This window comes from Paraburkholderia aspalathi, from assembly GCF_900116445.1.
Lineage (GTDB): Bacteria > Pseudomonadota > Gammaproteobacteria > Burkholderiales > Burkholderiaceae > Paraburkholderia > Paraburkholderia aspalathi.
This window is the reverse complement of record NZ_FPBH01000028.1, coordinates 126,533-132,685: the sequence shown is the minus strand read 5'-3', so window position 1 is coordinate 132,685 and position 6,153 is coordinate 126,533. Positions and strand designations below refer to the sequence as shown.

5 protein-coding genes and 1 pseudogene are annotated in these 6,153 nt (G+C 61.2%); all 6 read left to right on the top strand.

Annotated elements, in window-relative coordinates; translation table 11 throughout:
* A pseudogene (locus BM438_RS33730) lies at positions 1 to 255 on the top strand (ammonium transporter); the annotation flags it as partial.
* 229 nt (positions 256 to 484) lie between these two features.
* The gene (gshA, locus tag BM438_RS33725) at positions 485 to 1,774 is read left to right on the top strand and encodes a glutamate--cysteine ligase (protein WP_093643778.1); all 1,290 of its coding nucleotides are present in this window, start codon (positions 485 to 487) and stop codon (positions 1,772 to 1,774) included.
* 102 nt (positions 1,775 to 1,876) lie between these two features.
* On the top strand, positions 1,877 to 2,833 hold the full coding sequence (gene gshB / locus BM438_RS33720) for a glutathione synthase (protein WP_093643776.1): 957 nt from the start codon (positions 1,877 to 1,879) through the stop codon (positions 2,831 to 2,833).
* 331 nt (positions 2,834 to 3,164) lie between these two features.
* A complete protein-coding gene (locus BM438_RS33715) occupies positions 3,165 to 3,692 on the top strand; it encodes a PTS sugar transporter subunit IIA (protein WP_093643774.1) in 528 nt (175 codons plus the stop codon).
* Between the two features lie 105 nt (positions 3,693 to 3,797).
* The gene (locus tag BM438_RS33710; protein WP_054035732.1) at positions 3,798 to 4,067 is read left to right on the top strand and encodes an HPr family phosphocarrier protein; all 270 of its coding nucleotides are present in this window, start codon (positions 3,798 to 3,800) and stop codon (positions 4,065 to 4,067) included.
* Between the two features lie 288 nt (positions 4,068 to 4,355).
* Positions 4,356 to 6,104: a phosphoenolpyruvate--protein phosphotransferase gene (gene ptsP, locus BM438_RS33705; protein WP_093643772.1), complete on the top strand. Its 1,749-nt coding sequence runs from the start codon at positions 4,356 to 4,358 to the stop codon at positions 6,102 to 6,104.
* Positions 6,105 to 6,153: the final 49 nt, after the last annotated feature.

Genomic DNA, 6,153 nt, shown 5'->3' with positions numbered 1-6,153 from the left:
GACGCGTTCGGCGTGCACTGCATCGGCGGTATCGTGGGTGCAATCCTGACCGGCGTGTTCGCGGTCAAGGACATCGGCGGCGCGGACGGCAGCGTCATCCTGCAAGCCAAGGGCGTGCTGACGACGCTGGTCTACAGCGGCGTGGTGAGCTACATCCTGCTGAAGGTGATCGATATGGTGATGGGCCTGCGCGTGACGGAAGAAGAAGAACGCGAAGGTCTGGACGTGAGCCTGCACGGCGAACACGTCGAATAAGGATTCCCCCGCAAGTCTCAGGACTTGCGGATCAGAATCAAGCGCAGCGACTTTGGCCCGCCTTCATGGCGGGCTTTTTTCTTGACGCGTCTCTTGTGAACAGCAGTTTTCCCCGCCTATCATGGCGATAGCGAGAATGCATTCGCATCCGCTTGCGAATGGAGAAAGCGTCCCCAAATGGACAAAGCATTTGCTCTACAATCTTTTTTCTCCAGTCTGCGAGTGATCAATGGTTCCGCACCTAGTTACGGCGTTAAACGGCCCGCTGCTCGACCTCGAGCGGAAGATCCTCGACGCTACCCCCGCCATCGAACGCTGGTTCCGGCTCGAATGGCAGGAGCACACGCCGCCGTTCTACTGTTCAGTCGACCTGCGTAACGCGGGCTTCAAGCTCGCGCCGGTCGACACCAATCTGTTTCCCGGCGCATTCAACAATCTGCCGCAGGAAGTGCTGCCGCTCGCCGTGCAGGCCGCGATGGCGTCGATCGAAAAGATCTGCCCGGACGCGAAGAATCTGCTGGTGATCCCCGAGCGCCATACGCGCAACGCGTTTTATCTGGAGAATGTCGCCCGTCTGGCCGCGATCATGCGCCAGGCCGGCTTGAACGTACGTTTCGGCACGCTCGACGAAAGCATCGTCGGACCGGTCACGATCGCATTGTCCGACGGCCAGAAGCTCGTGCTCGAACCGCTCGAGCGCTCGCAGCGGCGCCTCGGCCTGAAGAATTTCGACCCGTGCTCGATTCTGCTGAACAATGACCTGTCGGGTGGCATTCCGCCCGTCCTGGAAAATCTGCACGAGCAGTATCTGCTGCCGCCGCTGCATGCCGGCTGGGCCGTTCGCCGCAAATCGACGCACTTTTCCTGTTATGACGACGTCGCGAAGAAGTTCGCGAAGATGGTCGAGATCGATCCGTGGATGATCAATCCGTACTTCGCGCACGTCGAAGGCGTCGATTTCCAGGAGCGCACCGGTGAGGAAGCGCTAACGGATGCGATCGACGGTGTCCTGAAGAAGATCGCCAGGAAGTATCGCGAGTACGGTATTTCCGAGAAACCGTATGTTGTCATCAAGTCGGATGCGGGCACCTATGGCATGGGCGTGATGACCGTGCACGACGCCTCGGAAGTGGCCGCGCTCACCAAGCGCGAACGCGCCAAGATGGCCGCCACCAAAGACGGCCTCGAAGTGCATGACGTGATCGTGCAGGAAGGCGTGTACACCTTCGAGCGGATCGGCGAAGAAGTCGCCGAGCCGGTCGTGTACATGATCGACCGTTACGTGGTGGGTGGCTTCTACCGCGTGCACGGCAGCCGCGAGCGCGATCAGAATCTGAACGCGCCCGGCATGCACTTCGTGCCGCTCGGCTTCGAGCATACGGCCCTGCCGGATGCGCACGCCAAGCCCGGCGCGGCGGTGCCGAACCGCTTCTATATGTACGGCGTGGTGGCGCGGCTCGGGTTGCTGGCCGCATCGGTCGAACTGGAAAAGACCGATCCGGAAGCAATTCAGGTTTAAGCCTCGCGAGATGGTCGATGGCGGCATGCGTGCCGCCATCGTCATTTTCAGCGACTATATTTGACGATCAATGCCAAGCCCTAAGGGCGCACCGGAATCCTCATGGACATTCTTTTCATTGCCGATCCGCTCACTCAGTTCAAGATCTACAAAGATTCCACCTACGCGATGATGGCCGAAGCCGCACGCCGCGGTCACACGCTCTACACGTGCGAGCCGAAACATCTGGCGTGGACCGGCGGCGACGTCGAGGCGAACGTGCAGCGCTTTGCGATTACCGGCGACGTGACCGACCTCCATCGCGACACGTGGTACGCCGCTGAAGCGGCCACGCCGAAATCGCTGAAGAGTTTCAGCGCGGTCGTGATGCGCAAAGACCCGCCCTTCGACATGGAATACGTAACGTCGACGTGGTTGCTGGAAATCGCCGAACGCGGCGGCGCGCGCATTTTCAACAAGCCGCAGGCCATTCGCGATCATTCGGAAAAGCTGGCGATCGGCGAGTTCGCGGAGTTCGTCGCGCCGACGTTGGTGACGCGCGACGCCGCCCGTTTGCGCGCCTTCCATGAAGAACACGGCGACGTGATCCTGAAGCCGCTCGACGGCATGGGCGGCATGGGCGTGTTCCGCGTGAAGGCCGACGGCATGAATCTCGGCTCGATCATCGAGATGCTGAGCCACGACGGCGCGCGCTCGGTGATGGCGCAAAAGTTCATCCCCGAGATCAAGGAAGGCGACAAGCGCATTCTCCTGATCGGCGGCGAAGCGGTGCCGTTTTCGCTCGCGCGAATTCCTCAGGGCAATGAAGTGCGCGGCAACCTCGCGGCGGGTGGGCTCGGCGTGGCGCGCCCGCTCACCGATCACGACCGCAAGATCGCAGACATGCTCGCACCGGTGCTTGCCGCGCGTGGTCTGCTGCTGGTCGGGCTGGATGCGATCGGCGACTGGCTCACCGAGGTGAACGTGACGAGCCCGACGTGTTTCCGCGAGATCATGGATCAGACCGGCTTCGACGTCGCCGCGATGTTCATCGACGCATTGGAGCGCGCGGCCGCTTGAGGCGCAGCCCTTGAATGGCTGCCAAGCCCCCCAAACTGTGTAGTAAATCCGCATCAAGCGAAACACCAGCTTTGGCGAGAAAATGAGCCTGATACAATGCCCGCTCTTCCGCGCCAAGCCGACTGGAAGGTGTCTGTCAGACGCCACTGGCATGGATTGCGGACTGTGAACGAGCTGTTTCCCGCCTGTGCCCTGGCGATATCAGGCGCCGCGGGCCGCTCGTCAGGTGATGCGTTCCGGCCCTCACGACCCACGGCCAGTCGAGGGCGCTTACGAACCGGGCTTCGTCCCGGTCCACGGTTCGGGGCCGTTCTTTTGCAGTAAGGCTGACATGGCAGGCATTCTGATCATTGCGCACGCTCCGTTCGCCACCGCGTTGCGCGATTGTATTTCGCACATCTACGGTGGCTTGCCGGCTCGCATCGGCGTGATCGATGTATCGCCGGATTGCGATCCCGCACAGCAGGTCGCGTTTGCGCATTCGGAAATCGAGCGGCTCAAGGAAGAAAACGGCGCACTCGTGCTCACCGACATGTTCGGCGCCACGCCGGCGAATATCGCCGGGCGGCTCGCTTCGGTGCCGAACGTTCGTGTGCTGTGTGGCGTCAATCTGCCGATGCTGGTGCGCGCAGTCTGTTATCGCGCAACGCCGCTCGACACGCTGGTCGACAAAGCGCTCGCTGGAGCCACCAAGGGCGTACACGCAATCGGGCCTGCCACGCCGGCGCCGGTTGCGCCGCCCGCGGGGTCCAGTGACTGTTTGCCCGCTTTGCCGCCAGAGGCCGCCGCCGCTGACTGTTTGCAAGCGCTGCCGGCCGAGGCCGACCTGACTCAGAAAGCCGGCTCGACCGGGTTGTAAGCGGATCTCACGGCTTTAAACGATTGCGATTGGGTCGCGCCCAATCGCAGCTGGTTTGCAGTTTCACCTTTCACTACAACACTTACCCGCGCTTCGGACCATCACATGCTGCAACAGGAAACGACTATTGTGAACAAGCTGGGGCTGCACGCGCGCGCGTCGGCCAAGTTGACGCAACTCGCGGGCAACTACCAGGCGGAAATCTGGATGAGCCGCAATGGCCGCCGTATCAATGCCAAGAGCATCATGGGTGTGATGATGCTGGCCGCGGGTATAGGCAGCACGGTGCTGATCGAAACAGAAGGCACCGACGAAAAAGAAGCCATGGACGCATTGTTGAAACTGATTGCTGATAAATTCGGCGAAGGTCAGTGAATTCACGCGTTACCGTTGCCTGAAGCAAAATGCCGCGGCTGTCCGCGGCATTTTTTTTAGCGCGAGACAATCGCAGCTTGAGAAGCGCCTGCTCGCGGCGCGCGGGGGTTCGCGTTGCCGGAGCGCATGTTCGCCGAAGGCGCATTGTTGTGGATGGTTACGGTATTTCGTGCTGCGCTGCACACAGCCCTAACGTATCTACAACGGGCGCGGAATTTATAATGGCCAGCAGAGTCTGAGAGCATTGCAGCGGTTTGCCGCGGCATCACACAACTAGAGGAGGTGCGCGTGTCCTTCACGCTGCATGGAATTCCCGTGTCACGCGGTATCGCCATCGGGCGGGCCTATCTGATCGCCCCGGCTGCACTTGACGTAGACCACTATTTGATCGAACCCGCCCAGATCGAGGGCGAGATCGAGCGCTTCCGCACGGCCCAGCAACATGTGCATTACGAGCTCGACACGTTGCGCGCCGATCTCGCGGCAGACGCGCCGAGCGAAATGGGCGCGTTCATCAACGTTCATTCAATGATCCTGAACGATGCAATGCTCGTGCAGGAAACTATCGACCTGATCCGTACGCGCCGTTACAACGTGGAGTGGGCGCTGACCGAACAGCTCGAGCGCCTGTCGCGCCATTTCGACGATATCGAAGACGAATACCTGCGCGAGCGGAAAGCCGACATCGAACAGGTGGTGGAGCGCGTGCTGAAGGCGCTCGCCGGTGCTTCGGTGGCGCTGGTGGACGGCGTGCACGGTACCTGCGACGAAATGATCGTGGTGGCGCACGACATCGCGCCGGCCGATATGATGCAGTTCAAAACGCAAACGTTTCAGGGCTTCGTCACCGATCTCGGCGGACGGACTTCGCATACGGCGATTGTCGCGCGCAGCCTCGGCATTCCGGCCGCGGTCGGTGTGCAGCATGCGAGCCAGCTGATCCGGCAGGACGACCTGATCATTGTCGACGGAGATCACGGCATCGTGATCGTCGATCCCGCACCCATCGTGCTGGAAGAATATTCGTACCGTCAGAGCGAAAAAGCGTTGGAGCAGCGCAAGCTGCAACGCCTGAAGTTTTCGCCCACGCAAACACTTTGCGGCACGCGCATCGAACTGTGCGCGAACATCGAGTTGCCGGAGGACGCGCGCGCGGCGGTCGATTCGGGCGCAACCGGGGTGGGCCTGTTCCGCACCGAGTTCCTGTTCATGAATCACAAGCACCAGTTGCCGGAAGAGGAAGAGCAGTTTGCGGCCTATCGTCGCGCGGTCGAGTTGATGAACGGCTTGCCGGTGACGATCCGTACGATCGACGTCGGCGCCGACAAACCGCTCGATTCGATGGCTGGGGGCGACGGCTACGAAACCGCACCGAACCCCGCCTTGGGGCTCAGAGCGATTCGCTGGAGCCTCTCGGAACCGCAGATGTTCCTGACGCAACTGCGCGCGATTCTTCGTGCGTCGGCGTTCGGCAAGGTGAAGATTCTGATTCCGATGCTCGCGCACGCGCAGGAGATCGATCAGACGCTCGATCTGATTCGCGAGGCCAAGCGTCAACTGGACGATGCCGGCATTGCCTACGATCCGAACGTGCAGGTCGGCGCGATGATTGAGATTCCGGCCGCCGCGATTGCATTGCCGCTGTTTCTCAAGCGGCTGGATTTTCTGTCGATCGGCACCAACGATCTGATCCAGTACACGCTGGCGATCGATCGCGCGGATAACTCGGTCGCGCACCTGTACGACCCGCTGCACCCAGCGGTGCTGCATCTGATCGCCTTCACGCTGCGGGAGGCGAAGCGGGCTGGGGTGCCGGTGTCGGTGTGCGGCGAGATGGCGGGTGACCCGGCGTTGACGCGTCTGTTGCTCGGCATGGGCCTCACCGAGTTTTCGATGCACCCGAGCCAGTTGCTGGTGGTCAAGCAGGAAGTCCTGCGCTCGCATCTGAAGACGCTCGAGAAGCCGGTGGCCGACGTGCTGGCTTCGTTCGAACCGGAAGAGGTGCAGGCGGCGCTCAAGCGCGTGATACTGGCTTGAAACTGAAAATCCGGATTGGTGGGTTCAAATGAAAAACGCCGCACATATG

Excerpts from the sequence above, each read along its gene's own strand:
- gshA (WP_093643778.1), top strand. The coding sequence starts at position 485 with ATGGTTCCGCACCTAGTTACGGCGTTAAACGGCCCGCTGCTCGACCTC.
- BM438_RS33715 (WP_093643774.1), top strand. The coding sequence starts at position 3,165 with ATGGCAGGCATTCTGATCATTGCGCACGCTCCGTTCGCCACCGCGTTG.
- gshB (WP_093643776.1), top strand. The coding sequence starts at position 1,877 with ATGGACATTCTTTTCATTGCCGATCCGCTCACTCAGTTCAAGATCTAC.
- BM438_RS33710 (WP_054035732.1), top strand. The coding sequence starts at position 3,798 with ATGCTGCAACAGGAAACGACTATTGTGAACAAGCTGGGGCTGCACGCG.